21 protein-coding genes and 1 tRNA gene are annotated in these 26,754 nt (G+C 45.9%); 9 read left to right on the top strand and 13 right to left on the bottom strand.

Annotation, left to right across the window (positions count from 1 at the left end):
* From ACYVGO_RS02920 to ACYVGO_RS02880, 9 genes are all read right to left on the bottom strand, one after another.
* A complete protein-coding gene (locus tag ACYVGO_RS02920) occupies positions 1-3,108 on the bottom strand; it encodes a TAT-variant-translocated molybdopterin oxidoreductase (RefSeq protein ID WP_460967446.1) in 3,108 nt (1,035 codons plus the stop codon).
* 72 nt (positions 3,109-3,180) lie between these two features.
* Entirely contained in the window at positions 3,181-4,479 is a 1,299-nt protein-coding gene (locus tag ACYVGO_RS02915; protein WP_142770343.1) for a c-type cytochrome, read from the bottom strand.
* 252 nt (positions 4,480-4,731) lie between these two features.
* A tRNA-Cys gene (locus tag ACYVGO_RS02910) sits at positions 4,732-4,802 on the bottom strand.
* A 142-nt stretch (positions 4,803-4,944) separates the two neighbouring features.
* A complete protein-coding gene (gene rpsA, locus ACYVGO_RS02905) occupies positions 4,945-6,732 on the bottom strand; it encodes a 30S ribosomal protein S1 (RefSeq protein WP_142770342.1) in 1,788 nt (595 codons plus the stop codon).
* A 261-nt stretch (positions 6,733-6,993) separates the two neighbouring features.
* Positions 6,994-7,509 (bottom strand): HNH endonuclease, encoded by a 516-nt coding sequence (locus tag ACYVGO_RS02900; RefSeq protein ID WP_142770341.1) that lies wholly within the window; start codon positions 7,507-7,509, stop codon positions 6,994-6,996.
* A gap of 192 nt (positions 7,510-7,701) precedes the next feature.
* Entirely contained in the window at positions 7,702-8,163 is a 462-nt protein-coding gene (gene smpB, locus ACYVGO_RS02895; RefSeq protein ID WP_142770340.1) for an SsrA-binding protein SmpB, read from the bottom strand.
* Between the two features lie 248 nt (positions 8,164-8,411).
* Entirely contained in the window at positions 8,412-9,011 is a 600-nt protein-coding gene (locus ACYVGO_RS02890; RefSeq protein ID WP_460967442.1) for an OmpH/Skp family outer membrane protein, read from the bottom strand.
* Between the two features lie 56 nt (positions 9,012-9,067).
* Positions 9,068-9,430 (bottom strand): hypothetical protein, encoded by a 363-nt coding sequence (locus tag ACYVGO_RS02885; protein WP_142770338.1) that lies wholly within the window; start codon positions 9,428-9,430, stop codon positions 9,068-9,070.
* Positions 9,431-9,501: 71 nt separating this feature from the next.
* A complete protein-coding gene (locus ACYVGO_RS02880; protein WP_460967439.1) occupies positions 9,502-11,928 on the bottom strand; it encodes a penicillin acylase family protein in 2,427 nt (808 codons plus the stop codon).
* Positions 11,929-12,155: 227 nt separating this feature from the next.
* Here ACYVGO_RS02880 and ACYVGO_RS02875 point away from each other — a divergent pair, with 227 nt between their 5' ends.
* Both ACYVGO_RS02875 and ACYVGO_RS02870 read left to right on the top strand, forming a co-directional pair.
* Positions 12,156-13,067 (top strand): glycerophosphodiester phosphodiesterase family protein, encoded by a 912-nt coding sequence (locus ACYVGO_RS02875; protein ID WP_460967437.1) that lies wholly within the window; start codon positions 12,156-12,158, stop codon positions 13,065-13,067.
* 72 nt (positions 13,068-13,139) lie between these two features.
* Positions 13,140-14,663 (top strand): GH3 auxin-responsive promoter family protein, encoded by a 1,524-nt coding sequence (locus tag ACYVGO_RS02870; RefSeq protein ID WP_142770336.1) that lies wholly within the window; start codon positions 13,140-13,142, stop codon positions 14,661-14,663.
* A gap of 135 nt (positions 14,664-14,798) precedes the next feature.
* Here ACYVGO_RS02870 and ACYVGO_RS02865 read toward each other — a convergent pair whose 3' ends face one another.
* Both ACYVGO_RS02865 and ACYVGO_RS02860 read right to left on the bottom strand, forming a co-directional pair.
* Positions 14,799-15,989, bottom strand: a complete 1,191-nt coding sequence (locus tag ACYVGO_RS02865) for a hypothetical protein (RefSeq protein WP_460967435.1) — start codon at positions 15,987-15,989, stop codon at positions 14,799-14,801.
* Positions 15,990-16,143: 154 nt separating this feature from the next.
* Positions 16,144-16,617: a flavin reductase family protein gene (locus ACYVGO_RS02860; protein ID WP_460967433.1), complete on the bottom strand. Its 474-nt coding sequence runs from the start codon at positions 16,615-16,617 to the stop codon at positions 16,144-16,146.
* Between the two features lie 156 nt (positions 16,618-16,773).
* Between ACYVGO_RS02860 and ACYVGO_RS02855 the strand changes: the two genes are divergently transcribed.
* Positions 16,774-18,027, top strand: coding sequence for a 4-hydroxy-3-methylbut-2-enyl diphosphate reductase (locus ACYVGO_RS02855; protein WP_460967431.1), 1,254 nt, complete (start codon positions 16,774-16,776; stop codon positions 18,025-18,027).
* On the opposite strand, the gene ACYVGO_RS02850 is transcribed toward ACYVGO_RS02855, so the two are convergent.
* Together ACYVGO_RS02850 and ACYVGO_RS02845 are read right to left on the bottom strand one after the other, a co-directional pair.
* The gene (locus ACYVGO_RS02850; protein WP_460967429.1) at positions 18,028-19,731 is read right to left on the bottom strand and encodes a glycoside hydrolase family 10 protein; all 1,704 of its coding nucleotides are present in this window, start codon (positions 19,729-19,731) and stop codon (positions 18,028-18,030) included.
* 51 nt (positions 19,732-19,782) lie between these two features.
* On the bottom strand, positions 19,783-19,947 hold the full coding sequence (locus ACYVGO_RS02845; protein WP_142776580.1) for a DUF2256 domain-containing protein: 165 nt from the start codon (positions 19,945-19,947) through the stop codon (positions 19,783-19,785).
* 414 nt (positions 19,948-20,361) lie between these two features.
* Between ACYVGO_RS02845 and ACYVGO_RS02840 the strand changes: the two genes are divergently transcribed.
* The 6 genes from ACYVGO_RS02840 (at position 20,362) to ACYVGO_RS02815 (ending at position 26,711) form a co-directional block, all read left to right on the top strand.
* Positions 20,362-20,832, top strand: a complete 471-nt coding sequence (locus ACYVGO_RS02840) for an Lrp/AsnC family transcriptional regulator (protein WP_142770331.1) — start codon at positions 20,362-20,364, stop codon at positions 20,830-20,832.
* Between the two features lie 810 nt (positions 20,833-21,642).
* On the top strand, positions 21,643-23,037 hold the full coding sequence (locus ACYVGO_RS02835; protein ID WP_460967427.1) for a DUF7133 domain-containing protein: 1,395 nt from the start codon (positions 21,643-21,645) through the stop codon (positions 23,035-23,037).
* A gap of 12 nt (positions 23,038-23,049) precedes the next feature.
* The gene (locus ACYVGO_RS02830; protein ID WP_460967425.1) at positions 23,050-24,426 is read left to right on the top strand and encodes a c-type cytochrome; all 1,377 of its coding nucleotides are present in this window, start codon (positions 23,050-23,052) and stop codon (positions 24,424-24,426) included.
* 46 nt (positions 24,427-24,472) lie between these two features.
* Positions 24,473-25,513 carry a sugar phosphate isomerase/epimerase family protein gene (locus ACYVGO_RS02825; protein ID WP_460967423.1) on the top strand — a complete coding sequence of 347 codons (1,041 nt, stop codon included), beginning with the start codon at positions 24,473-24,475 and terminating at the stop codon, positions 25,511-25,513.
* Positions 25,514-25,671: 158 nt separating this feature from the next.
* The gene (locus tag ACYVGO_RS02820) at positions 25,672-26,379 is read left to right on the top strand and encodes a hypothetical protein (protein ID WP_460967421.1); all 708 of its coding nucleotides are present in this window, start codon (positions 25,672-25,674) and stop codon (positions 26,377-26,379) included.
* A 35-nt stretch (positions 26,380-26,414) separates the two neighbouring features.
* Positions 26,415-26,711 (top strand): Dabb family protein, encoded by a 297-nt coding sequence (locus ACYVGO_RS02815; protein ID WP_460967419.1) that lies wholly within the window; start codon positions 26,415-26,417, stop codon positions 26,709-26,711.
* The last annotated feature ends 43 nt before the right edge of the window (positions 26,712-26,754 follow it).

Genomic DNA, 26,754 nt, shown 5'->3' with positions numbered 1-26,754 from the left:
TTATGCGTGTGACTCTTTACTGGTTTCCTTTTCAGGCTCTTCGTCCTTGTTCCGAATTTTTGTCAGGTATGAGATTTGTGGTCTCACATTGATTTCTTCCAGCACATGGAAAGCCCGCCCGTCTAATTCAACCTCAAGTATTTTAGAGATTGTACTCTCTGGATTGTTCATATCACCGAAGGTAATAGCATGAGTAGGGCAAGACTGCGAACAAGCGGTCTGAACTTCATCAGCTCCTAACTTACGGCGTTCTTTCTTGGCAGTCAGTTTGCTCTCCTGAATACGCTGTACGCAGAAAGAGCATTTTTCAATAACCCCTCGTGAACGAACAGTTACATCTGGGTTAATGACCATTTTGCCAAGATCATTATTGAAATGATAATCGTAATTATCATTATCAAAGTATTTGAACCAGTTGAACCGGCGTACTTTATAAGGGCAGTTGTTAGCGCAATAACGGGTACCAATACAACGGTTATAGGTCATTTGGTTTAGACCTTCCGTGCTGTGCGTAGTAGCAAGAACTGGGCAAACCGTTTCGCAGGGAGCATTACTGCAATGCTGGCAAAGCATTGGTTGAAACGTTACTTCTGGATTAGCCGAAGCCACTTCCATTGCTGAGTAGTTTTCTGCTTCGCCATCGCTGCTATAGTAACGGTCGATACGCATCCAGTGCATTTCGCGACGGTTAATTACTTCCTGACGACCAACTACCTGAATATTATTCTCCGCATTACAAGCAACTACACAAGTACCGCAACCGATGCAGGAATTTAAGTCGATAACCATACCCCAGGAATGGGTTGGTTTACCATAACCGTTCCACAGGGTAATATCGTTTGGATCGGTTGGACCTACTGATGTTTGTACTTTAGGCTCATAACGACCTGCCTTCGGATTCTTTTGGTATTTAGCCAGAATAGACTCCTGCAGTACAGCCTGACGACCCATTACAGTATCGTGAGTCTGGGTCTGAGCAATCACATGTGAGCCACTTGCTTTTTCTACTTTTGCAGTAAACGCAGAATAAGTAATGTAACCACCCGTGATGCTTACAAATGGGTAGGCATTCTTACCAACTCCATTGGCTGATTTACCTGCTTTCTCACGACCATAACCGATAGCGATGGAAACCGTATTGTCGGCCTGACCGGGTTGAATTAATACAGGCAATTCAACTGATTTACCATTTACTGTTACCGTAACCAGATCATTTTGAGCCAGGCTCATATCATGAGCCGTTTTTTGAGAAATGGCCGCATAATTGTCCCAGCACGCTTTTGAAACGGGATCAGGTAACTCTTGTAACCAGGGGTTATTTGCGGTAGACCCTGTTCCAACACCAACTTTTTCGTACAACGCCAGCTCCATACCGGTCGTTGGTTTGTAGCGTTGTGCGATTCCCGAAGCGGCTTGCGCCACATTTCCAGCAAACGAAGCGCCACCAGCGGCTACTGCCCCTTTGTTTGGCTCAAATACGCCATCGTTAAGGCATTTTACCCAGAAGGCATCGAACGAGCTAAAGCCCGAAGCTTTTGGATACTGCGTTGAACGCCAGTAATTTTTCAGATACGTCTGATAATCACTTGGCTTACCAGCCCAAGTCAATAGGCTCGATTGGAATTGACGGGTTTTAAAAATCAACGTGATGGCTGGCTGCGTTAGGCTATAAAAACCTTGCTTTGGCTCAGCATCATTCCAACATTCCAGGAAGTGGGGAGCTGGTGTTATATACTTCGATAATGAAGCGGTTTCATCGGCCCGATCAGCAAATGAAACAGAAAGAGCAACTTTAGGCAATGCTTCAGCCAGTTCAGCACCGCGCGGGTGGTCATAAACTGGATTTGCACCGAAGAACAATACAGCTCCAACCTGACCCGATTTAGCCTCATTGATAAAGGCATTCATCTGCTGGTCATTACCCTGACGGTAATTAACCGGCGAGTTGATGTCGATTGTTGAGCCGTAGCTACCTAGTAAATTATTGAGCGCATTAACAACAATCTGTACGTTTGGATCATTTGATCCAGATACGACCAATGCTTTACCGCGCGAATTTGCTAGATCAGTAGCAGCTTTATCTAAATGCGCAACCTCAACAGATGGAGCACTAATGGCCGTTCCACCTAATTTAGCGGCTACCTTATTATAGAGAGCAGCAACAACCAGTCCTTCCTGAGATGGCTTGATAGGTGCCCGATAGTCAGCGTTAGAGCCCGTCATGGACAACCCTGTCTCAAACTGGTAATGCCGAGACATGGTTTTCTTACCACCACCTATTGCACCAATTTGGCGACCTTTTGCATAAGCCCCCATGTACTCGATAGGCGCAATCCAGGTTCCCAGGAAATCAGCCCCAACACTAACAATTGTCTCGGCTTTACTGAAATCATACGATGGGATAACCGCTTTGCCAAACGACGCTTGGTTGGCCTGTACAAGACCAAATACGGAGTTTGCATCGTAGGTAATGTGGCGAGTGGTTGGATATTTTGCAACGAAATCAGCAACCACAGCTTTGGTTGCTGGGCTAAGGATGGTAGACGTAATAATACGAATAGCGCCCCCTTTGGCAGCAACCGAATTCAATTGACTGATAATTTCCTTGTCGGCAGTGGCCCAGTCAATATCTGATTCGCCACGCTTTGGTCCTTTCAGCTTGTCGATATCATAAAGTGACAGAACCGATGCCTGAGCACGAGCGGTAGTAGCACCCTTTGATATGCTCGATGATGGGTTACCTTCTATTTTAATGGGTCGCCCTTCCCGGGTTTCTACCAGAATAGCCGCATAATCGCCACCTTCACTGAAGGTAGATGCGTAATAATCAGATATAGATGGGAATGTAAATTCCGGTTTGTTAATATACGGAATGGCTTTATGGACTGGTGTTTCGCAGGCTGCCAGCGATACGGCAGCCATACCAAAGCCCATTACTTTGAGGAAGTCACGGCGTTGGGTGTTCGAACCACCGAGCAAACCATCCAGGTCGTTCGACGATTCGCTCAGGTCAGGGTTAGCAAACTCGCTATTTGCGTTCTTAACGAACGTAGCGTCATTGCGTAACTCCTCAACCCCTTTCCAATACCGTTTAGATGTATTTTCCATGCGTGTTGTATGCGGTAAGTACCCTATTGGATGAGCTGGCCTTATGAGGCCCGGCCTATATGGCCCCGTGGATTAATAGTGACATTTAGAACATTCCAGACCACCGATATTGGCAACCTTGAGTGGTTCTTTGCTTTCTTTCCGGTGAAGAGCAACGAGCTTGTCATAGTAAGCATTGTCTTTGGTGTTCACTTCCGTCCGGCGGTGACAGTCGATACACCAGCCCATAGTTAACGACGAGCGAGCTTCAACGACTTCCATTTTCTCGATTTCGCCGTGGCAGGTCTGGCAGGCTACGTTACCAACGTTTACGTGTTGGGCGTGGTTGAAGTAAGCCAGATCAGGCAGGTTGTGAACCCGAATCCATTCGATGGGGCGATTCTCTTCAATAGCGGTGTAAATTTTTTGAATCTCTGGCGATTCTTTTTTGATTACACCGTGGCAGTTCATACAGATGTTGGCAGCAGGAATGGTAGCGTTCTTACCTTTCTGAGCACCGGTATGGCAATAATTACAGTCAATTTTATATTGACCTGCATGAAGCTTGTGTGAATAAGCAATTGGTTGCTTAGGGGCGTACCCTTGTTGAATACCAACTCCATAAGCTCCATCAATCGTTTCTTTTGCTGCCACTAACAGAAACAACCAAATTACGATAGAACGAAGAGTTGGGTTGTTAAAGGCATCCGACAAACCTGTCTTTAACCGTTGACCAAACGAAGAAGTAACCTGGGTTCCATCCGTAGCAGGTGTTACAGCTTTCGACAGAATGGTCACGATTACCAGTAGAACGCCCAGTACCAGCAACATAACAAGTAGGAGGGCAATCAGTACAAATGTGAAGAGTTCTGATGGACCTCCTGTCGATGCAGAACCACCACCAGTATTTTGAGCAACTTTAGCGTCACCACCTCCTGTAGAGGCTACTACTGGCTTGTTAGCCTGGTCAATATAGGCCAGAATTCCATCAATGTCAGCATCCGTTAAGTTCGGGAAGCTAGACATCTGCACCTTGCCGTTTGCATTGAATACCTGATTAGCATAGGCATCACCTGTAGCGATAACAGCAGATGAATTCCGAATCCATTTGTGCAGCCAATCTTTACTTGGAGCACGGCTCTCGATTCCTTTTAGACCAGGTCCTACAACTTTTTCAGCACTTACTGCGTGACATTGGGCGCAGTTGTTTGTAAAGAGGGTCTTTCCTTTTTCAGCATCACCACCGCCTGCTGGAGCAGCTGCAGCCGGGGCAGCATCTTGTGCCTTCACCTGGCCACCGGAAACCAGCAGCATAAGTGATAGAACTACGACTCCGCAAAGCTTGTATAAACAACTCATTTTATGAACTATATTAATTGAGTGAATCAACATAATCACCACTGCTTTTTTATTAGCGCCCAAAAGTACGACACGATTACTGTATAGGCAAAAATTGATGTTTAGTTATTTGTGCCACCGTTTTTATTTATATTGGTTCTAATTAACGACAAAAATAACCACGTTTTTTCCCTATACAACTGCTTAGCAATGATGTTTTTACTACAAAAAATGCCATTTTGCCTAGGCTCAATTTTGAGCGGTAGCAAAATGGCAAAAATAACGTAGTAATAAGGTATGCATTTGAGGTTCCGAGCGGATTCGAACCGCTGTACGAGGTTTTGCAGACCTCTGCCTAGCCACTCGGCCACGGAACCTTATAAAACCGAATACATGACAGGTCTTGGATTCGGGAGTGCAAACATACGATTTTATCTTTAATGTAGAAAAGTCAATTGCAAAAAAATGCCCCTGAACCAAAAAAGTCCAGGGGCATTCTATAATCCAAAGCTAAAAAGCTTAGTTACGACCTTCCATTTGCTCTTTCAACGCAGCTAGTGCATCGAGGTCTCCCAGGGTAGCACCCCGTTCAGCCTGAGCTGGTGCCGAAGCCGTTTTTGCAGCAGCGGCTTTAGGAGCCTTTTGCTCTTTAACTGGCTCGTTTTTCTCCTGCCACGTTTTTGTGTGCGAGAGCATAATGCGCTTCTCTTCTTTCGAGAACTCCGTTACTTTGAAATCAAGCGTTTCGCCAACTTCGGCAAACGTTCCGTCTTCTTTGCCCAGATTCTTGAGCGACGAGAAGCCTTCGATACCATAAGGTAGTTCGAGGGTGGCCATCTTGTCGTTTTTGCTCAAAATTGTGCAACGGTGTACGGTACCAACCGCAAATACGGTTTCAAAGGTATCCCATGGATTTTCTTCGAGTTGTTTGTGACCTAGTGCCAGACGACGGTTGTCGACGTCTAGTTCCAGAACAACAACTTCGAGTTCGTCACCAACTTTGATGAAATCCGAAGGATGTTTGATTTTCTTGGTCCATGACAAGTCAGATACGTGTACCAGACCGTCGATACCTTCTTCCAGTTCAAGGAACAAGCCGAAGTTGGTTAGGTTACGAACCAGACCTTTGTGCTTGGTTCCAACTGCATATTTCGTACGCAGTTCTGGGCGAGTCCAGGGATCTTCAGTCAGTTGTTTGATACCTAACGACATTTTACGGTCGTTACGGTCAAGTGTCAGCACTTGTGCTTCTACTTCATCACCAACTTTCAGGAATTCCTGTGGGTTACGCAGATGCTGCGACCACGACATTTCTGATACGTGGATCAAGCCTTCTACACCTGGTTGAATTTCCAGGAAAGCACCGTAATCGGCTACGTTTACGATTTTGCCTTTCACTTTCGAACCAACCTGAATGTCTTCTGCCAAAGCATCCCAAGGATGAGCCTGGAGCTGCTTCATGCCGAGAGAAATACGCTTCTTGTCTTCGTCGAAGTCCAGAACAACCACGTTGACCTTCTGGTCGAGGTGAAGAACTTCCGATGGGTGGCTGATACGACCCCACGAGATATCCGTGATGTGCAACAGACCATCTACACCACCAAGATCGATGAACACACCAAAGTTGGTCATGTTTTTGATAACGCCTTCCAGAACCTGACCTTTTTCGAGGTTGTTCAGGATTTGAGCGCGTTGTGCTTCGAGGTCTTTCTCGATCAATACTTTGTGCGAAACGACAACGTTGTCATTAGCATAGTTGATCTTGACGACTTTAACCTCCATTTTCTTGCCGACAAAAATGTCGAAGTCACGAATCGGCTTCACGTCGATTTGCGAACCTGGCAAGAAGGCTTCAATGCTGAAAATATCGACAATCAGACCACCTTTCGTCCGGCGTTTTACAAAGCCATCAATCACGAGGTCTTCATCAAGCGCACGTTGAATTTTCTGCCATGCGGTAATCACTTTCGCTTTTTTGCGCGATAGGACTAACTGGCCGTTCGGGTCTTCCTGATTTTCTACGTAAACTTCAATTTCATCACCCATCTTCAGGTCCGGCATATCCCGGAATTCAGAAGCGGGTACCAAGCCGTCCGACTTGAATCCGATGTTGAGTAATACTTCCCGGTCCGTTATCCCAACGACGGTTCCCATTACGACTTCTTTCTCTTTAACTTCCGACAGGGTGTTGTCGTACAGTTCCAACATCCGGTTATGTTCTTCAACCGAATAGCCACTTCCAAATCCTTTGTTGTCTGCCCGGTCCCAATCAAATGCCGGCAGTTCGCGTTGCTGCGTTTTGCTCATAAAAAAAAGTTTCCTGACCCACTCAGTACATCAGCCCGTGGGTCAATGGCGGACTGACTTTTGGTTGTAAAAATTTTGCCCTCAAAAAAGGACTGCAAAGATAGCAATTGCTTTCTAAAAAAAGTTTCTAAATCGGCAAAACTCTTTGAGTTTAAGGCAGAAAGGTAGAAAAGTGAAGTGGGTGGAGTGAGCGGAATAAGTTCGACGTGACATATTCCACTCACTCCACCCACTTCACTTTTACCGCTTTACCTAATTGCTTTACTTAAATGCCTTCTCCTTCTTGGCTAGAAATGGCATCCAACTTTCTTCAATCGAACCGGAAAACTCACGCAGGAAGACCAGAAATGTCGGTTTAAAGGGCTTCTGGCGAAGTTTTAAATTAGCTTCTTCTGGCGTAAAATCCCCTTTGCGTGAATTACAGCGCTTACAGGCCGTAGCCAGGTTGTCCCAACTTGTTTTGCCCCCGCGTGACTTAGGCATTACATGATCGAGCGTTAAGTCTTCGGTAGTGCCGCAATACTGACAATGATGACCATCTCGCTTAAAGATGTTTTGCCGGGTGAGCATGACGCCTTTGTAGGGCAGATTAATGTACCGATGAAGCCGAATAACCGTCGGCATCGGGAACTCGGCAGAAACGGTTCGGAGCATAAACTGCTCGGATTCGGCAACGAGTTCGGCTTTATCTAAATAAACCAGCAGGAATGCTTTGGGAACGGAGCAAATGCTGAGAGCACTGTAATCTTGATTTAAGACTAATACTTTCCTACCCATATCGCGTTTAGATGCCTCTGTACGGTAGCAAGTTACAGAGTTATCCACATAACGGCAATAGCTGTCGAAAATTTAGTTATTGTTTGTGAAGTAAGTGTAGTAGGTAAACTACGTGGAGTTAGTGTAGTAAGCTAACGAAAGGTCAATATCTTATCTATTACACTTACTCCACCTAATTTACCTATTACTATTTCAATACCGTTCCCGCTGCAGATCGCGCTCTACTTCACGCTCTTTAATGCTATCGCGTTTATCATAAAGTTTTTTACCTTTTGCCAGCGCAATTTCAACTTTGGCAAAACCCCGTTCATTCGTAAAAAGTCGAATAGGCACGATGGTCAGGCCCTGATCTTTTAATTTTTCGGTAAGACGTTTAATCTCCCGCTTGGTAAGCAACAGTTTTCGATCGCGTAGGGGGTCATGATTGTAATGGGTACCTTCTGTATAAATGGCAATACTCATTTGCCGAATAAACATTTCATCGTTATGAATGAGGCAATAAGCATCCTGCAAATTCACTTTTCCCTGCCGAACCGATTTAATTTCGGTACCGGTCAGAACAATACCCGCTGTATAGTTGTCCAAAAACGCGTACTCAAATGAGGCCCGGCGATTTCTGATATCAACTTGTTTAACAATAGAAGCAGAAGCCATATACTGATATAGGATGTAGGATATATGGTGTCAGAAGCCAGACTTTGTTCTAGTTGATAATCAGGCTTCGGTACGCCAAAATGGGTTAATAGGGTTACAAAGGTAACCGGGTAAGTTCAAGAACACCGGAAATTCACTGGAGGTTTATACCGGGAAAATAAATTTGCGATTTGGTTCAAAACAAACCCGGCTTGCCGAACACGTATGTTCGACAAGCCGGGTTTCAACTCTTTGGAATTTACTAAAAACTATTTTTTTGTTTGCTTAGCCGCATACTCTTTGTTCAGGCCATCCAAAATAGCTTTCGTCTGGTCTACAGACTGATCTGCGAATAGAATCCCACCACCTTTTGTGTAGCCTAGTACAAACTCATATTTGTTTTGTCCGTTGATCTTTTTCAGGTAGTCGTAAATCTGGTCGTACAACTGCTTGTTTTTAGCCTGCTCTTCTACAGCCAGACTTTGTGCAGCCCGCTCCCGATAGGCCAGGATGTCCTGCTGCTCTTTTTGAAGGGCAGCTTCTGTAGCGCGGCCCTGTTCCTGAGTCATTGTAGCTGCCCGTTGCTGGAAGAACGTAACTTTGTTCTGTAGATTCCGGCCTTTACCAGCAAGGTCGTTTTCTAACTGGAACCGCTTGCTTTCAAGCACTTTCTGCGTGTCTTTAAAGTATTCGTATTTAGTTAGTAGTGAATCAACATTCACATACACAATAGATTTGCCTTTAGCTTCGGCAGGTGTTGTTACGGTGGGAGCTGAGGACTCAGGCTGCGCACCTTTAAAATGCAGGTAGTACAATACAGCTACGGCAATCGTCAGGATGACGTTTAGAATCAACGAGGCATTCTTCACAGGAAATGAATCAGTTAGTTATCAGTTTATTCTACAAAGGTATAGGGATTTACGATTTACGAGGTACGATTTGTGATTTGATTTCCAAAGGCCTGTTTGACAAAGTAACCCGATAGCCCCGCCAATCCGCCAACCAGTCCCCCTATAATCGCCGTTACAATAACCGGTAGGCTCGCGTTATTCGTTTTAAAGAGTAATTCGCCCATGCGTCCCGTGAAAATCCCGTCGGTGCGTGAATGGAGGATAAACGCATACACTAACCAGACAATGGCAATACCGTAAAAGCCATAGAAAAATGACTGGCCTGCACGCTCACTGCGCCAGAAGCAAACAAGAAAAGCAACAATAGCCACACTCCACCAAGGAAGCAGGAATTGAGCCAGTAGACTTAGAACGGCAATAATAAGAATTTGAATCATTTGTGTAACGCGGCAGGAAAGCCACTTTTAGTACGTTTTAGTTTTTAAAGAATCGCGGGTTTCCAGCCGCATTACTTAATAACCAGTTTCCGTTTTATTCTGGGATTTTTGTCTTGCGCTGTTTGCATATACAGCAATTCATTAAGCTGACCAGTGCGCCAGGTTTCAAGCATGTTCAGATAATGAGGGCTACCAGGATTACCCGATTGCCCGCCCGGATACACGCCGTAGGCTTTCGGCGTTGGCCCTAAGGCCACCACCATTCGCCAGGATGGCCCATGTCGTTCGCTGGTGGCATTGACTACGCTTCGTCCACCACCAATCTGCACATTCAGTGCACTGAGGGCGTCTAATCGAGCTAAGTGCGTAATACGAGTGGCTTTATGTGGTCCCCACTGCCAGGATGTACCCATAGCACCATGCTGTCGGGTTAGCGAGTCAACGGCCCCACGAAAACTTTGTGTTAGTACACTGCCAATTGTTTCTTTTGCCGGAGTTGTCAGGTCATCAAACCAGTGAGCGTTCGGTTCTTTCTCCGCCAACTGAAGTGTCCGGTCGAAACTTGGGTAACGTAAGGTTGTTGTGTCATTGCTTGGGAAATCGTCTTTCCAGACGCCATCCAGGTATTGGCGAACCCACTCGGTAAAAACAGTTGGCCCAATCTCAGCAATGTCATTGTTATAGCGCCATTTTTTCATGATATCCAGTGCCTTTTTCTGCTCCCCAGATAATGATTTCTCCTGGATGTAGGGCAAAAATACCGGCAATGCATTGGCCGCCTGAAGATTAAAGTTGTCATTTTGTAAAGAGCGCAGACTGTCGGGTGTGGCTTGATTCATAGCTGTTAACCGCTGATTGATTCGCGTACCACGCTCGGACGGGGCAAATTGCCAGTTAATATAATAAGGATAGGTTGGATCGGTAGAGGACTGATTCGCCGAACTCACGAAACCTCTGGGCGGATTTTTTACGTGTGGGTTTTGGGCCGCCGGAATCCAGCCTTGCCAGTCGTGGGCGGGATTGGTGCCATCCAGCAAAAACTTACCCTGATCTTTCCATTTTAGGGGGAAACGTCCGTTCGGCGAGATAGCTATATTTTTAGCTGTGTCAGCGAAAACGAAATTTTGCGCTGGAGCCCCGTAATAGCTGAGCGCTTTTCGATAGTCGTCATGGTTTTTAGCCCGATCGAGCAGGTAGTAGGTCAGGAAATCATTAGAGGCTTCGTGTGCAATCCAACGAGCGGCATAACCCACCGGAACATTTTTGGCAAATGGCTTCTCCCCTACCTCATACATAATGGGGCCGTGATGGGTATACAAAACGGTATCCACAACATCGGGCATACCTTTCACTTTAATAACTTCTAGCCGACGGCTGACGGCTTTCCACTTATTATCGTGCCAGTACTCCCGTCGGGTAGCGTCCTTGAAACGTATCTGGTAAAAATCCAGCACATCGGCGCCTACATTCGTAACACCCCAGGCAACTTGTTTATTAAATCCAATAATAACCCCCGGCGAACCAGGCATTGTGGCTCCATATACATTCATTGTCGGCGTTACGAGTTGCATTTGGTACCAAATTGACGGCAGACTCAGCGATAAATGAGGGTCGTTGGCTAAAATTGGATACCCCGAAGCCGACTTCTGCGGTCCAACGGCCCAGTTATTACTTCCGATGGTAGGGTCCTGTTCCGGCCAATTCATCGCTACCGACTTTTTATCAGGCAGTAAATTGGCAGGTATGGCAGGTATCTTGACAGGCGTGAAATCCCATTTTGTTCCAACGGGAATAATGGGGTCTTCCCGAAATGGGTAATCTGGAAAGAGATCCGTTGTAACGACTGTACCATACTTTTTCAGTACGTTACTCATATTCAGGTCATCGGCCCCAAGCGCCAGTACACCAGACATGTATTTCAGAAAATAAGCACATTTAATCGGCTGCCAGGGCTCAGGAGCATACCCTAATAATTTGTATTCGAGCGGATACTGAGCTGGTTTCAACTGATTAATATAGGCATTAACACCGGCCGTATAAGCCTCAACCGACTCTCGGGAACGAGGATCTGCCATCATTTCCTTTACGGCTTTTTCGGCTCCGAATCCCATACCGAGGTGGCGGTTGAAACGATCCAGCTCCAGTGCTTTGTCGCCCACTAGTTCGGAAACGCGGCCCGCGGCTGCGTGGGTTTGGAATTCCATCTGCCAAAGCCGATCCCGAGCCGTTAGGTACCCCTGAGCGAAATAAGCATCATGGTCGTTCTGAGCGAAAACGTGGGGAATCGCTAAGTCATCAAATACAACTGTAACGGGAGCTTTAGTACCGTTCAGTGTGAGTTCTTCGTCTGTAGTATTGGCGGCTTCGGCATTTTGCCAAAACCCTACAAATGGACTTAATAAAGGACCGAAGGCCGGAATACTTCCCCAGGATCGGTTTAATGCCCAAACGAGTACAATGGTAAGTAGAGAAACAACAATAGCCTTTGTGTAGCGCATGATTAACGTGAAGGTGAGCAAAACGTTGCTAATGCAAGTTTACTGATTGCACTAAGCAAACAAAAAATATTCTTTTTTCAAACAAGACAAATTGTTCTTAAATATAGGTATAATGGCCATTCAGTCAATTTTTGAGGCCTAACACAGCTAAATTCTGGTTGTGAAAAATAGCATTCAGAAAGCCGAACTAAAAAGAAGTAGTACTTTTGAGCCTTTCAGTCACCCGTATGCGTGTTCTTCTGTTCTTTTTCTGCATGACTGGTCTTGCTTTTGTTCAGCCATCACCAACGTTTGATTTGCAGGGACACCGAGGCTGCCGGGGCTTGATGCCCGAAAATACGGTCCCCGCTTTTCTGAAAGCCCTTGATCTTGGTGTTACAACCTTAGAAATGGATGTAGTCATTAGTAAGGATAACCAGGTAGTCGTTTCGCATGACCCTTATTTCAACGCAGCCTTCAGCATTGATCCCGATGGAAAGCCAGTCGAAAAAAAAGAGCAGAAAAATCTGATCTTGTACCAGATAAATTATGCCGATATCAAACGCTATGACGTGGGTTCACTAGGCAACTCAGCTTACCCAGAACAGCAAAAGCTGAAAACGTATAAGCCCCTGTTGAGCGAAGTTATTGAACAGGCAGAAGCTTATCGAAAAGCCCGGAACCTTCCCTCATTTTCGTATAATATTGAAATCAAAAGCGAGCCATCCGAGTATAGTAAAAGTCAACCTGAACCAGCCGCATTTTGCGATCTTGTACAGGCAATTATAAAAAAGCATTTACCGAACGACCAACTCAATCGGGTCAATCCAGACCGGGTAACAATTCAAAGTTTTGACTTTACCATATTGAAACAGTGGAAACAGGGCATCAACGAAGGTAAGTACCCCAACACCAGGCTATCTGCATTGGTTGAAAACCTCCGCAGCCCAGAGAATAATATTGAGGAACTCGGCTTTAAGCCTGATATTTATAGCCCCTATTTCCGATTGCTTAGTAGGGATAAAATTAATCGGTTACACCAGCAGGGGATAAAAGTTATTCCCTGGACAGTGAACCAGCGCGACGATATGACCCGATTGAAGGAGTGGGGCGTTGATGGGCTGATTACAGACTATCCTGACCGGGCAAGCGGTATATAAATCAATCCGCAATAGTTGTAAATTTGTTCGCTAACTCGTTCAACACGGTTAGTTTATGTATATTTTAGCTCCATGACTGTCCTAAACACCACGCTTAAATGGCTCCTGCAACGGCGCATACCGCGCATTGAGGCTATGATGAAGCAACCAGGCGTGGTGCAACAGAACGTTTTCAGCCACCTGATCCGGTCTGGTCGTCGAACAGAGTGGGGCCGAAAATACCAGTACAACTCCATTAAGACCATCGCAGATTTCCAGCGACAAGTGCCCGTTTCGAGCTATGAAGACCTGTTTCCGTACATTGAGCGGGTCATGAAGGGCGAAAATAAGGTACTTTGGCCCTCGCCCGTTCGTTGGTTTTCCAAATCGTCTGGCACAACGAATGCCCGGAGCAAATTTATTCCCGTTACTACCGAGTCGCTGGACGAAAGCCACTTCAAAGGCGGCAAAGATATGATGGCCCTCTATGTGGCTAACAACCCGGATAGCAAGGCGTTTGAAGGGAAAGGACTTTCCATTGGCGGTAGCCTTCATCAAAATCCATATGGGACCAACAGCGCCACTGGCGATGTATCGGCAGTGGTTATGAAAAACCTGCCGAGTTGGGCTCAGTACATTCGAACGCCCTCTATTGAAGTTGCTCTGATGGACGAATGGGAAACTAAACTGGAGCGAATGGCGGAAATTACCTCACAGGAAAACGTAACCAGTTTATTGGGTACGCCAACCTGGGGTATGGTGCTGATTGACAAAATTCTGGCTCGCACGGGCAAGTCGAATATTTTGGAAGTCTGGCCGAATTTCGAAGTCATGATGCACGGAGCAGTTAATTTCCAACCCTACCGGGAGTTGTTCCAGCATCAGGTTTTCCCATCAAAAACCGTTCGGTATCAGGAAGTTTATAATGCGTCGGAAGGTTTCTTCGCCATTCAGGATGACTTAAGTCGCGTAGGCGAAATGCTGCTGATGCTCGATTACGGCATTTTCTATGAATTTGTGCCTATTCACGAAGCTGACCAGGAGTTTCCGAAGGCGTTGACCATTGACGAGGTTGAGCTAGATAAAAATTACGCCCTCATTGTTTCAACTAACGGAGGTTTATGGCGCTATCGAGTGGGCGATACAGTCCGCTTCACCTCCCTGTATCCGCACCGACTGAAGGTGAGTGGACGTACGAAGCATTTCATCAATGCCTTTGGCGAAGAAGTCATCGTTGAAAATGCTGAAACAGCCATCACAAAGGCCTGCGAAGCAACGGGTGCCATTATTTCCGACTACACTGCCGGGCCTGTTTACATGAGCAATGGCGCCAACGGTTGCCATGAATGGGTGATTGAGTTTACGCAGGAGCCAGATAGCCAGCAACGTTTCAATCAACTTCTTGACGAAACCCTTCGGCAAGTCAATTCCGACTATGATGCCAAACGGTATAATGATATGGTACTCAAACGCCCACGCATCCATGTCGTCCAACCGGGTACGTTCTATGCCTGGATGAAGCAGCGAGGCAAATTAGGTGGCCAGCATAAAGTACCCCGTCTGGCCAATTCCCGGGAATATTTAGACGATATTCTGGGCAAAGTCCTCGAACTGTAGCAGAAGCTAATTAATTTGATTTTAAACACAGAGGCCCTAAGGACACAGAGCTAAAATAATAAAACTAATATTTTAAGTCTCTGTGTCCTTAGGGCCTCTGTGTTTAAAAAATTGGCGTGATTATTAGCTCCACTATTACCGGTTTGCTTCGGAGAGCCAGTGAAATTGCCGTTCAGCCAATTGAAAATGTCGCTTCTGACGTTTAAGAGCGACTACAACTGAGTCGTTTCGAATTTTACCCTGCAATACAATATGATTGGTATCAGGCATAGTATAGCCCATCGAAAATAGAGCCGTAGAATCCGTAGCAAACTTTTTAAAGTCAATCGTTTGCTTAAGCGAATCAAGTGTATAACTGAAATAACCCCTGCGGTATCGCTGCCGGAGTAAGGTGTCGGCGGTTTGAATACTGCCCGAGTTAGTTGCCTCAAAAACAACATCTTTCCAGCGTAAACTATCTGCTACATTGCCCTTAAATTGGTCAACGGTGAAAAAGCCACTTGTCAGTATTTGAATCCTGGGAGAATCACTCACCCCATATGCTCTCTGGTAGGAGCCAAAGAGCGGCATTATCAAAAATAATCCAACAAAAGCGACTTTCAGCGCTGTTTGCATCGTTCGCATCCATGTTCGAGGCAGCGTAAGGGGAGGAGTGGGTTGCGTTGGTTTATTGAAAACAAAGAAATTAAGCAGGCGTTTCGCATCCCCCACCAACAGTAAATTACTGAATATAAACAGGTGAATAGAGAACAGTTTAACAGGAATGTCATAGCACAGATTCATCATCATTACGTTGAGAAACACACTGGCAGCTATAAATGCGCCTAACGTGCCGGTACGGCGGAACAAGAGTAGTACCCCCGCCAGCACCTCAACAGCTCCCGAAAAAAACTGATACGGCGTTGAATAGCCAATAAAATACCACGAGAAACGCATAGGCAATAAATCGCCGAGTGGAGTGGCCAGCGCGCTCATTGATGGAAATATCATTTGTTGCCCAAAGAGCTTGATAATTCCGTACCGGAGCGCCACCATGGCAACATAGTACCGAATAAGTACCAGTAGCCAGTAATAAGCGATGTCGTAATTTTTGCGTCTATCGAGTAGCGCCCAAAGGATTGATCCCGTAGTAGCTGTCAGGATAAAGAAAAATAATTGAGCGTATCCATACGATGTATCTCCGCTACCATTCAGCGGAACGAGTACGTCTTTTACATGAAAAATATAGGTGTTGGCCAGATTAACCAGTTGTGCCTCCGCTTTACCGTAGTACTCACCAATTAACCCCAAAATAGGTATATCGCCGAGCCATGTCCAGGGGGTCATATACAGTAATACATAAATACAGCAGAATCGAAATAGGATTTTTTGCCACCATGACCACTGGTTGGCAGGCGAAACACTGGCAGTTAGCATGAGCAATAAATTGGCTTAGAGGAGGTTGTAACAACGATAGCCAAATATAATTGAAAGCCCTTATTTACCCGCGAATCAGTTTTTTCTCCTTTAAAAACGAATTGGTCATCACCTCTTTATCAGGATTGAGAACAATCTGCTTGACGACTTCGCAGATGAATAACTCATGATCGCCTGCATGAGTGCTGTGCATAACGCAGCATTGAGCATAGCCGATAGCTTCCGTTAAATAGGGGCAACCGCGATCATCCAGGGCAAAGGGCAGGTTTTTAAATTTATCCTGATGACGACCTGACTGCTGACCAAGCTTTCGAACCAGGCGGGTTTGGTCCGTTGCTAACAGGTTCAGGTTCAACATACCACTTTCGCGAACCAGCTCTATTGTATAATCGACTTTATATAGAGCTAGGGCGAGCACCTTGCCATCCATTGCCGTCTGGGTCACCCAAGTTACGATGTTTGCGTTCTGTTTTCCGTTCGCAATCGTCGTAATGCTATGAACATCGTAGTTTTTGTACTTCAGCAAGCGTTTAGGCATAGTTATTTGGGTATGAGACTTCTTCTACACATCAATACCGTTTGGCGTTAACTTTGTACTGAACGAAGCGTTTTAGGCTTCTGTTCTTCAAGTAGTAATAACCATTATTAGGGTCAGCCTAACTACGTTAGCGGCTACCCGTTTGCTCGCTTAGTAATGAAATCGTTTGATATACCTGAATATTATCGCAGTAGCATCATCACTCCGCTGAAAGAATTTCGACGGAAACGGGATAAATTAAAGCGCGACTTCACCCCTACCCTGCTCGATTTTGGTCCAATTCGGATATTGATTGCCCGGCACTTTGGCTTTTGCTATGGAGTCGAAAATGCGGTTGAAATTGCGTATAAAGCCATTGCCGAAAATCCTGACAAGCGAATATTTCTGTTAAGTGAGATGATTCACAATCCTGATGTCAATGCAGATTTACAGGATCGTGGCGTGCGCTTCATTATGGATACCAGCGGGCGTCAACTTATTCCGTGGTCTGAGCTTAAGTCTGATGATGTCGTGATTATCCCGGCATTCGGGACAACCCTGGAAACGCAGAGTCAATTGTCAGTTCTAGGCTTGGATGTGGCTAAGTATGATACTACCTGCCCATTTGTTGAAAAAGTATGGAACAAAGCCGGACAGATTGGACAAAAAAACTATACAGTTATTGTCCATGGCAAACCCAGTCATGAAGAAACGCGCGCTACCTTTTCGCACAGTAAAGAAGCAGCTCCAACGGTTGTCGTAAAAGACATGGCTCAGACCCAACGACTGGCAAAATACATTCTGGGCGAGTTACCTGCCGAGGAATTTTACGCTGAGTTCGCCGGACAATATTCGGCGGAATTTGACCCAACCCGTGATTTGGATCGCATTGGCGTAGTGAACCAGACCACCATGTTGGCCTCTGATACACAAAGCATTGCCGATTATTTAAAGCAGGTAATGATCCAGAAGTTTGGTCTGGATACTGATTCAACCGAAGCGCACTTTGCCAATACCCGAGACACGTTATGCTATGCGACCAACGATAACCAGGACGCTACTTATACCCTACTCACCTATCCTGCTCCTCCAGACCGGGCCGATTTTGCCATTGTAGCCGGTGGCTATAACTCATCCAACACCTCGCATATCGTTGAACTCTGCGAAGAGAAACTACCAACCTATTTCATTGAATCGGAACAGAAAATCCTATCCGATAAGCTTATTCGCCATTTCGATGGGCATACGAAACAGGAAGTCGTTACGGAGAACTTCTTACCCCAACCAGATGATTTTCATCCGGTTACGGTATTGCTTACCTGTGGAGCCTCTTGCCCGGATGCCGTAGTGGAAGGCATTCTGCTTAAGCTCGTCAGCTTTTTCCCTAATGCCCTCCCAATTGGCGAGGTTATGGATAATGTAATGCAGTAACTACTGTACCTTTATAATAACCTCCCGACTTTCGTTCTTAAGCCGGTCTATGGCTGTTATAGCATACACATATTTCTTCTTAGGATCAGCGGTCTTATCGACAAAACGGGTCGTGGACTCGCCAATGCAATGGGCTACAATATGACGGGGGTCATCTAAGCGTAGACGCGGGTGCCTTCCTTCAAAGCGATAAATAAGATACGAAGTGGCACCATCCCCATCACTAGCTTCGGCAGATTGTTGCCAGAATAGTTCTACTCCTTCTGGTATGATAGCCGCTTTCAGGTCGCGGGGAGGCATGGGCGGAATACTATCCAGCCAGGGCATAGTAGGTACTAAGGCCATGTGGCGATAGAAATTTGTTTGCAGCGAATCCCGGAATGCCAGCGGGTTGAGTTTTAAGTTTTTGGCACTGAACAATACGCTACCTTGTACCGCCTGCTGCTGGCGGTTATAACGTACTTGATTTGGAAATTCTGTGGCTCGAGACCAGCCTGGGTCACGCTCAGATCCTCGGCCAACCCGGTATGCGCCATGACCAATATACAGATGTGCCTTACCCGTATTGCGCGTCCACCAATCTACAAGGCTTTTATACGGTACTCGCCCGAATTCCGAACTGAAATACACCTGGGGTACTATGTAGTCAATTAAGCCTTCCCGCGCCCATTTTCGGGAATCAGCATAATTGTCATAGTACGATTGCCCGCCATTGGTAGCTGAGCCCTGGGGATCATTATTCTGGTTTTTCCAGATGCCAAAGGGGCTAACCCCAAATTTTATCCATGGCTTATTAGCCCGAATTGAGTCCCGAAGTTCAGCAATGAGTTTGTTTACATTATCACGGCGCCAATCGGCCTTGGTCATCCCATTGTAATTAGCCTGATAAACGCTGTCATCGCGTAGTATCTGGCCGGGTTCAGCATAGGGGTAAAAATAATCATCGAAATGAATTCCATCAATATCATACTCCCGTACTACATTGGCCACAATGCCAGCTACATAGGAACGGACTTCAGGAATACCGAGGTTAAAGAGTTTACGACCACCATAGGTTAATAACCAGTTCGGCTTTCGATAAACGATATTGGTTGGGGCTATACTGGCATTTTTACTGAACGTTGCCCGATCCAGGTTGAACCAGGCATGAAACTCAAGTCCACGCTGATGCGCCTGCTCAATCATAAATTCCATCGGGTCATAAAAGGGATCGGGTGCCAATCCCTGCTGGCCCGTTAGCCACTCCGACCAGGGCTCTGAACTTTTTGCATAAAATGCATCGGCCGCCGACCGAATCTGCACAATCACTGCGTTCAGGCCCATTTGCTGATGCATGTCAAACATGGCCAGAATTTCGCGCTGCTGATCGGCAACCGGCAATCCTTTTTTGCTTGGCCAGTCAATATTATCAACGGTTGCAATCCATACTGCCCGGAATTCACGTTTGGGCGGTGGTGGTGTTGGATACGTTTCCTCCTCCGTTTCGAGAGAATCGAGTGGGGCGGTTACCACTACGGTTGCTGGTTTAGGTGGCGTAGTCTTAACCACAACTGGCTTTTGAACAACGGGGGAAGTTGGGCCAGCTTGTGGACGTGCTGCCTTTACGGGAGGCCTTCTTGTAACCACAGGAACGGGCTTTGCCTGACGGCAGCTACCCCAGACAAAAATGGTAAGCAGCAGGAAAGAATAAACAATTGAACGCATTACCGAGAATGGGTTAATCAACAAAAGTAGCTATAGTTCGAGTTTGACAACCTATATACTGGGATTTAGGCTTGTTTTTAGCCGCTTACTAACTCCCCGACATGCATCACTACAGTAAATGACATGCTCCCAATTTTTTTCCCACTTTTTCCGCCAGCTAAACGGGCGGTTGCAGGCTGGGCAAGTTTTTGTTGGCAGATTTTCTTTCTTCCGCATTTTCATATAGCCAGCATCGCTTATATCGTTTACCTGGTTAAACACGATCTACTTACCATTCTTACTAAATACGAATGTTAATGTGATTCGGTATACTAGAATCTAAAAACTATACGCTCTAGTATACCGCACAGAGACGTCCATAAGGCTTACTTATTCCACGATAATCAGTCTATTAAATCCAAGAAGCTGTTTTGTAGAAAAGAGTAACGGATTATTATGCATACCGCATGATAAAAATAGGATTTGGCAACTACTATATAAATCTTAATTTTGTGCCGTTTATGGTGCATATTAGCAACATTTGTTTCGACTTTTCTGAAAATTCAAAGGTTTTAAAGAATTTTCTATCGTAAAAGATAGTAGCTTTGCAGTGTTCTGCACATAAATTAATTCAACAGACAACCTCCATTTATGTCAATTCATAAATTAGATCAGATAGATCGCAACGTATTAGAGATTCTGCAAGCCAACGCTAAAATTACCAACGCACAGCTTTCAAAAGAAATTGGCCTTTCGCCCGCTCCTACACTCGAACGTGTAAAAAAACTGGAAACCTCGGGCATTATTCAGAGTTACCATGCGCAGCTAAACCGTGAAAAAATTGGCCTGGGCGTTACCACCTTCGTTATGGTCACGCTGGTTGGTCACAAAAAGGACACCACCATGTCATTCGTGGATCGGGTTAATCAAATCCCTGAAATCATCGAATGCCACCACATTACCGGTTCAGGCGATTTCCTGTTGAAAGTAATTGCGAAAGACATTTCGTCTTATCAGGCATTGATGCTCGATGTCATCAACGAAATTGATGAGGTGGCCAGTACCCAAACGATGGTGATCATGTCTACATTTAAGGAAAGCAAAGTATTGCCAATTCCATAATCATAAAAATGTCAGTCCGATAGAGGAAGTGCCGGTTTGGCGCTCTTGAATCGAGTCATATGGAGTAATCTATTCTGTTCGGTATAATCATTGTGTAGCATGACTTTGCAGTAGGGCTCTTGCATTTTTCGTAACTCTTTAGTCAAAGTGCTGTTCACCTTTCTTTATTGAACTGATAAGTTCTACTTATTAAGGGCATTTAGCCCTTATTTTTTTATCAACGGATGAATATGAATACGCTACTAGTACTTGGCCAAACTGGATTCCATTGTTTCTTGGGGCCACCTGCGCGGTAGATTCTTTGAGTTCTTTGCATTCTGATTATCAACATAATAGAACCCAAAGAATCTATAGAAACTAAATTGGCGAGCACTAGCCGCTTTATGGTTCCTATAGGAGCCGATACCACTTCACGCTCAACAGGCGGCTGGCCATCTCAGCCGCGGGTAAGTATCGCCAAAGGCTTTCCTGGTCTTCACGAACCTCCCTATATCAATCCTCATAGGGTGATCAATGGGCCCATCAATTTGGTCAATAACTGGCTCCACGTTCGTTCTTTCTAGACTATTCTCCTGCTCATTCCCAACCTGTGCAGAGAATGCGTTGATCAACAGTTGCCGTTAGCTATGTCAACTCTTATCTCCTCATTGCACCCAAGAACACTGATTTATCGACTAAAACGGTATATCTGTCGATGTTTAGCCTTCGATAGTCTATTGAAGTTGTACATTCGCACGAAAAAGTATTGCTTTGATTAGCTAGTTTACGGAAATTAGGCTAGATTTTATGTTGAAACAGGGGTTCGATACTATGTTAAAATCTATCTCTATTAGTAGTCTGGTAATCGCCCTGATCGCGCTTGCCTTATCGTCATTTATTGGTTCTGACCCAATCCGGCAAATTAGACTGCAGCAGAACGTTTTTATTGCTGATACTCTTCCTAAACTCAAATTACCAGAAGGCGCTAACCCCGAAGACCCGGATTGGAAAGGCATTGATTTAGAGGCTAAAGCACCTGTTCAGCCCTTGTCACCAGCGGAGGAGGCTAAGCTTTTTCTATTACCACCGGGCTACAAAATTGAACCTGTTCTGACCGAACCCGCCATACAGCAACCAGCTGCTATTTCCTTCGATGGCAATGGACGGATGTACGTGCTGGAACTTCGAACGTATATGCTCACGGCCGACTCAAAAGACGAGTTGAAGCCAACAAGCCGGATTTCCCGGTGGGAAGACAAAAACAACGATGGCGTCTACGAAACGGGAACAGCCTTTGTCGATAACCTGATTTTTCCCCGCTTTGTGCTGCCTTATGGCAAAGACTGCATTCTGACAATGGAATCGGATGCCGACAATGTCTACAAATACACCGATACCAATGGCGACGGTAAGGCCGATAAGAAAGAACTGTTTACCAATAAATATGGGCGTTCGGGCAATGTGGAGCATCAGCAGGCTTTTATGTACTGGGGAATGGACAACTGGCTATACAGCACGGTTAACGCGTTCCGGGTACGAGAAACACCCAACGGGGTCATTCGTGAGAAAACAGGCTTTAACAGGGCTCAATGGGGCATTACCCACGATGATGACGGTAAATTATGGTTTCAGGGTGGAGCAAGTGGCCTGCCTTCTTATTTCCAGTTCCCCATCCACTACGGTAATTTCGAAGTACCCAACGAATTTGCCAAAGGCTTTGACGTACCCTGGGGTGCTGCCGTAAAACTGGCCGACATGCAGGGTGGCATGGATGAGGTTCGCCAACCTGATGGCTCACTGAATCACGTAACAGGGGCCGCCGGGAATGATGTGTATCGTGGTGACCGACTTCCTGCCGACTTAAAAGGCGAGTATTTTTATGGTGAACCCGTAGCCCGAATTGTTCGCCAGGTCAAGCCAGTAGTAACCGAGGGCCTGACTACACTGCACAACGTTTACCAGGATCAACAATCCGAGTTCCTGCGTTCGACCGATCCACTGTTTCGTCCTATTGATATGACCACTGCTCCTGACGGTACGCTGTACATTACGGATATGTATCATGGCATTATTCAGGAAGGCCAATGGACCCAAAAGGGTACTTATCTGCGGACTAAAATAGAGCAGTATCAATTAGATAAAGTCGTGGGTCTGGGCCGAATCTGGCGCATTACCTACGAGGGTAAAGAACGGGATAAAACTCGCCCCAACATGTATACGGAATAGTCGGCCGATTTAGTGAAGCATCTAACACACCCTAATGGCTGGTGGCGCGATTTGGCCCAACAGGTTCTGGTGCAGCGGAAAGATTTGTCTGTAGTGCCCCAGTTGACCACAATGGCACTTACAGATAAAAATACACTGTCCAGAACGCACGCGTTGTGGACACTGGAAGGGCTTGGCGCACTAAAAACGAGTGTGGTGCAAAAACTATTGAACGATACCAACCCCCGCCTACGTATACAGGCGCTTCGTGCAGGAGAAAGTCTTTACAAAGCAGGCGGCACTCCGCTGGAAGCTGATTATAAACGAGCATTAGCCGATACCGACACCGACGTTCAGATTCAGGCTATGCTTTCCGCCAAGTTTTTGAAACTACCCGGATTAGAAGATGGTATCAAGTCGGCTATGACCATCAATAAAGCTGCGGGTGTCAAACTGGTTGGTGAACAAATTCTGACCCCGCCAAAGCAACGGAATATGGGTCCATTCGGGGCGCCAGAACTAAGTGCCAATCAGAAAGCACAAGTGGAGCGTGGCGCATTGATTTACAACGAATTATGTTCGCAATGCCATGGAAATAACGGGATGGGCACATCGGCAGGAAACGGACGATTGCTAGCTCCGGCCTTAGCGGGTTCGCAACACATACAGTCGCATCCAGAATACGCAATTCGCGTTGTTTTGCATGGTCTGGAAGGCGCCATTGACGGTAAAACCTACTCTGGTGGCATGATGGCCAGTATGAAAGAGCAATCCGATGAGTGGGTAGCCGACGTGCTTTCGTACATTCGGAATGGACTGTCAAATGATGCGTCATTGATTTCACCGCAACAGGTAGCAACGGTTCGTAAAAAAACGGCGGATCAAAAAGGAGCCTATCAGTATGCTCAACTCCTGAAATCAACACCTTATGAACTACAACCACAATCGTTGACCACAACGGCTAGCCATACGGCATCTACCCGGATTGGCGGCAATGTCTCGCCCGCAAGTGCCTTTACCTACGAGGGCTGGTCGACGGGTGGCCGACAGGAAAAAGGTATGTGGTATCAACTTGAATTTCCCAAAGAGATCAACGTAGCCGAATTGCGTTTCACCGCATCGCAAACGATAAAGAAAGGCTGGCGGCCAAAACCGGGACAACCGATGGCAACCATGACAATACCATTTATCCAGAACTACCCCAGAGCGTTCGCTATTGAGGTTTCTTCTGATGGTAAAACCTGGCGGGAAGCACTACCCGAAGTAAAGGGTGTTGAGGGCGATAATACCATTTCGTTGAATGGGGTTAAAGCTAAATTTCTAAGGATGCAATTGCGCGAGAGCTTAGCAAATGAGCCGGATGAAATTCCGTGGTCAATGGCTCAGCTAAAAGTATTTTCGCAACAATAAACGCTTTTATATTCCTGAAATCCAATCCATTATACAGCATTAAACCATGAAAAATCAACCTACACGCCGTCAGTTTTTAGGCACTACGGCAGCCCTTCTGTCAACCGCAGTTGTTGGTAGCCAAAAAGTGTTTGGCGCGCCAGCCCTTATCCGTAGCCTTGGCGATAAACCGAATTCGTTGATCGACGGCGTACAGATTGGCATCATCACCTATTCATTTCGGGATATGCCCGACCAAAGTGCCGAAGCTACTCTACAGTACGTACTGGATTCTGGAATAAGTGCCATTGAATTGATGGGTGGCCCTGCCGAATCATTTGCCGGTGCGCCAAAAAATTCGGTTAACATGCAGGCTATTTTTCCGTTGATGCGGAAACGACGGGAGAAACAGGAACTCACCGAAGACGAAAAGAAACAACTAGCCGATGCAGATGCGCAAATGAAAGCGTACCGGGAGAGTGTAGCCAAATGGCGACTCTCGGCACCTATGGATAAATTTGAACAAGTGCGCAAAATGTATAATCAGGCCGGGGTAAAAATTTACGGATTTAAGCCTGATACGTTTGGCATGCAAAATTCGGACGCCGAGATTGAATACGGCTTGAAGGCAGCTAAACTGCTGGGTGCCAATCAGGTCACAGTAGAGCATCCGAGCAATGATGCCCAAACCCTTAAATTAGGGACGATGGCGCACAAACAGGGCCTACGGATAGGCTATCATGGGCATGAACAGCAAACACCTACGTTCTGGGATACGGCCCTTGCCCAATCGCCGGGGAATGCCATTAACTTCGACTTAGGCCATTATGTAGCAGCCGGAAACCCCGACCCGCTGGTGTTTCTCAAGCAAAAGCATGATCGTATATCCAGTATGCATATCAAAGACCGTCAAACCGCTGATCACGGCAAGGGAAACTTACCGTGGGGCCAGGGCGATACCCCCTTACTCGCGGTGTTGAAGCTAATGCGTGACCAGAAATATAACTTCCCCGCTACGGTCGAGTTGGAGTATAAGGTACCGGAGGGTTCAAATGCGGTAGCTGAAGTGAAGAAATGTGTGGCCTTTTGTCGGAACGCACTGAGTTAAGCTTCAAAAAACAACCATTACGAAGCGGCTGCTTTATACCTTTTTTACTGGGTGTAAAGCAGCGATTCGTATAAACCCTATGCTCTCATAAATTCCTCGCTTACTTCCACAAAAGAAGTTATCCCGAGCCGTTTCTTCACTGCTTTTTTATTTCTACGATGACCCGTTCACGTCTGCTTATCGTATTGCTGTCTTTACTACAAGTCGTTAGTTATGGGCAATGTGTCGTTTCGCAGGACGACCAGAAGCGGGTCATTACGATATGTCAATCATATACAGACCCCAGCGGTTTACTGATTAATCGAACGGATCGAAAACAGGGGCTTTCCCAAACGGTTTATCTGGGTAGCGAATACCTGACCTATCCCATTTGGCAGATTGGCAGCTTCAAGGTAGTGGGTTCTCAAAGCTTCATACCCTGCGGTATTGCGTATAATTTGTTGACCAATCAGGTCCTCTGCCAGTTTCCAGGTGATTCAGTTCCACATGTGATTTCGCCGGAGGCTTTCACCATCAATGATATGCAGTTTGTTAGTCGGCTTAACAACAAAGCTAAACGCATTTATTATCGGGTGTTATATGCAGGAAAAACCCGTCTGTTAGCCCAGTACAAATGCACGTTTCGGCCAGTGAGCAACGAACCCTATACATTGGAGCAATCATTTGATGGTACGTATTTGCGAAAAAAGAGCTTTTATATTCAGCAACAGGATAATACACCTCTTCGGCCTGTTCAGTTATCCCGGAAATCAGTTCTGAACGTTTTGGCCGTTCCACCGACGCGTCTGCCCAATAACTTTTCCAAAAAGAAAATTACCGTTAATGAGTTGGTTAGTGCACTAGCCTATTACGACGGATTCAACTAAACACCTAAAAGCTACCTCTTAAAGACCGTTCATCTATGATTACTCATACCGTCTTTTTTTCGTTAAACTATCCAAACGGTTCTGTTGACGAGCAGAATTTCTTTGCGGAGGCCCGAAAACTAGCCGCCATTCCAGGCGTATTAAACTTCGCCTGCCTAAAGCAAATCAGCCCTAAAAACAATTTTGATTTTGGCCTATCCATGAAATTTGCAACTCAGGCACTTTATGATGCGTATACAAATCATCCAGATCATACCGAGTTTGTGCAGCATAACTGGCTAACGGGCGTGGCTGATTTTATGGAAATTGATTACGAAGAGTTATCTGCCTAACCTCCCCAAACCCATGCTAACGACGTATTGGGGTTAGCCAACT

It is taken from the genome of Spirosoma migulaei (assembly GCF_054776855.1).
This window is presented reverse-complemented; position numbering and strand designations above follow the sequence as displayed.

Excerpts from the sequence above, each read along its gene's own strand:
- ACYVGO_RS02920 (WP_460967446.1), bottom strand. The coding sequence starts at position 3,108 with ATGGAAAATACATCTAAACGGTATTGGAAAGGGGTTGAGGAGTTACGC.
- ACYVGO_RS02915 (WP_142770343.1), bottom strand. The coding sequence starts at position 4,479 with ATGTTGATTCACTCAATTAATATAGTTCATAAAATGAGTTGTTTATAC.
- rpsA (WP_142770342.1), bottom strand. The coding sequence starts at position 6,732 with ATGAGCAAAACGCAGCAACGCGAACTGCCGGCATTTGATTGGGACCGG.
- ACYVGO_RS02900 (WP_142770341.1), bottom strand. The coding sequence starts at position 7,509 with ATGGGTAGGAAAGTATTAGTCTTAAATCAAGATTACAGTGCTCTCAGC.
- smpB (WP_142770340.1), bottom strand. The coding sequence starts at position 8,163 with ATGGCTTCTGCTTCTATTGTTAAACAAGTTGATATCAGAAATCGCCGG.
- ACYVGO_RS02885 (WP_142770338.1), bottom strand. The coding sequence starts at position 9,430 with ATGATTCAAATTCTTATTATTGCCGTTCTAAGTCTACTGGCTCAATTC.
- ACYVGO_RS02880 (WP_460967439.1), bottom strand. The coding sequence starts at position 11,928 with ATGCGCTACACAAAGGCTATTGTTGTTTCTCTACTTACCATTGTACTC.
- ACYVGO_RS02875 (WP_460967437.1), top strand. The coding sequence starts at position 12,156 with ATGCGTGTTCTTCTGTTCTTTTTCTGCATGACTGGTCTTGCTTTTGTT.
- ACYVGO_RS02870 (WP_142770336.1), top strand. The coding sequence starts at position 13,140 with ATGACTGTCCTAAACACCACGCTTAAATGGCTCCTGCAACGGCGCATA.
- ACYVGO_RS02865 (WP_460967435.1), bottom strand. The coding sequence starts at position 15,989 with ATGACCCCCTGGACATGGCTCGGCGATATACCTATTTTGGGGTTAATT.
- ACYVGO_RS02860 (WP_460967433.1), bottom strand. The coding sequence starts at position 16,617 with ATGCCTAAACGCTTGCTGAAGTACAAAAACTACGATGTTCATAGCATT.
- ACYVGO_RS02855 (WP_460967431.1), top strand. The coding sequence starts at position 16,774 with ATGAAATCGTTTGATATACCTGAATATTATCGCAGTAGCATCATCACT.
- ACYVGO_RS02850 (WP_460967429.1), bottom strand. The coding sequence starts at position 19,731 with ATGCGTTCAATTGTTTATTCTTTCCTGCTGCTTACCATTTTTGTCTGG.
- ACYVGO_RS02845 (WP_142776580.1), bottom strand. The coding sequence starts at position 19,947 with ATGCGGAAGAAAGAAAATCTGCCAACAAAAACTTGCCCAGCCTGCAAC.
- ACYVGO_RS02840 (WP_142770331.1), top strand. The coding sequence starts at position 20,362 with ATGTCAATTCATAAATTAGATCAGATAGATCGCAACGTATTAGAGATT.
- ACYVGO_RS02835 (WP_460967427.1), top strand. The coding sequence starts at position 21,643 with ATGTTAAAATCTATCTCTATTAGTAGTCTGGTAATCGCCCTGATCGCG.
- ACYVGO_RS02825 (WP_460967423.1), top strand. The coding sequence starts at position 24,473 with ATGAAAAATCAACCTACACGCCGTCAGTTTTTAGGCACTACGGCAGCC.
- ACYVGO_RS02820 (WP_460967421.1), top strand. The coding sequence starts at position 25,672 with ATGACCCGTTCACGTCTGCTTATCGTATTGCTGTCTTTACTACAAGTC.
- ACYVGO_RS02815 (WP_460967419.1), top strand. The coding sequence starts at position 26,415 with ATGATTACTCATACCGTCTTTTTTTCGTTAAACTATCCAAACGGTTCT.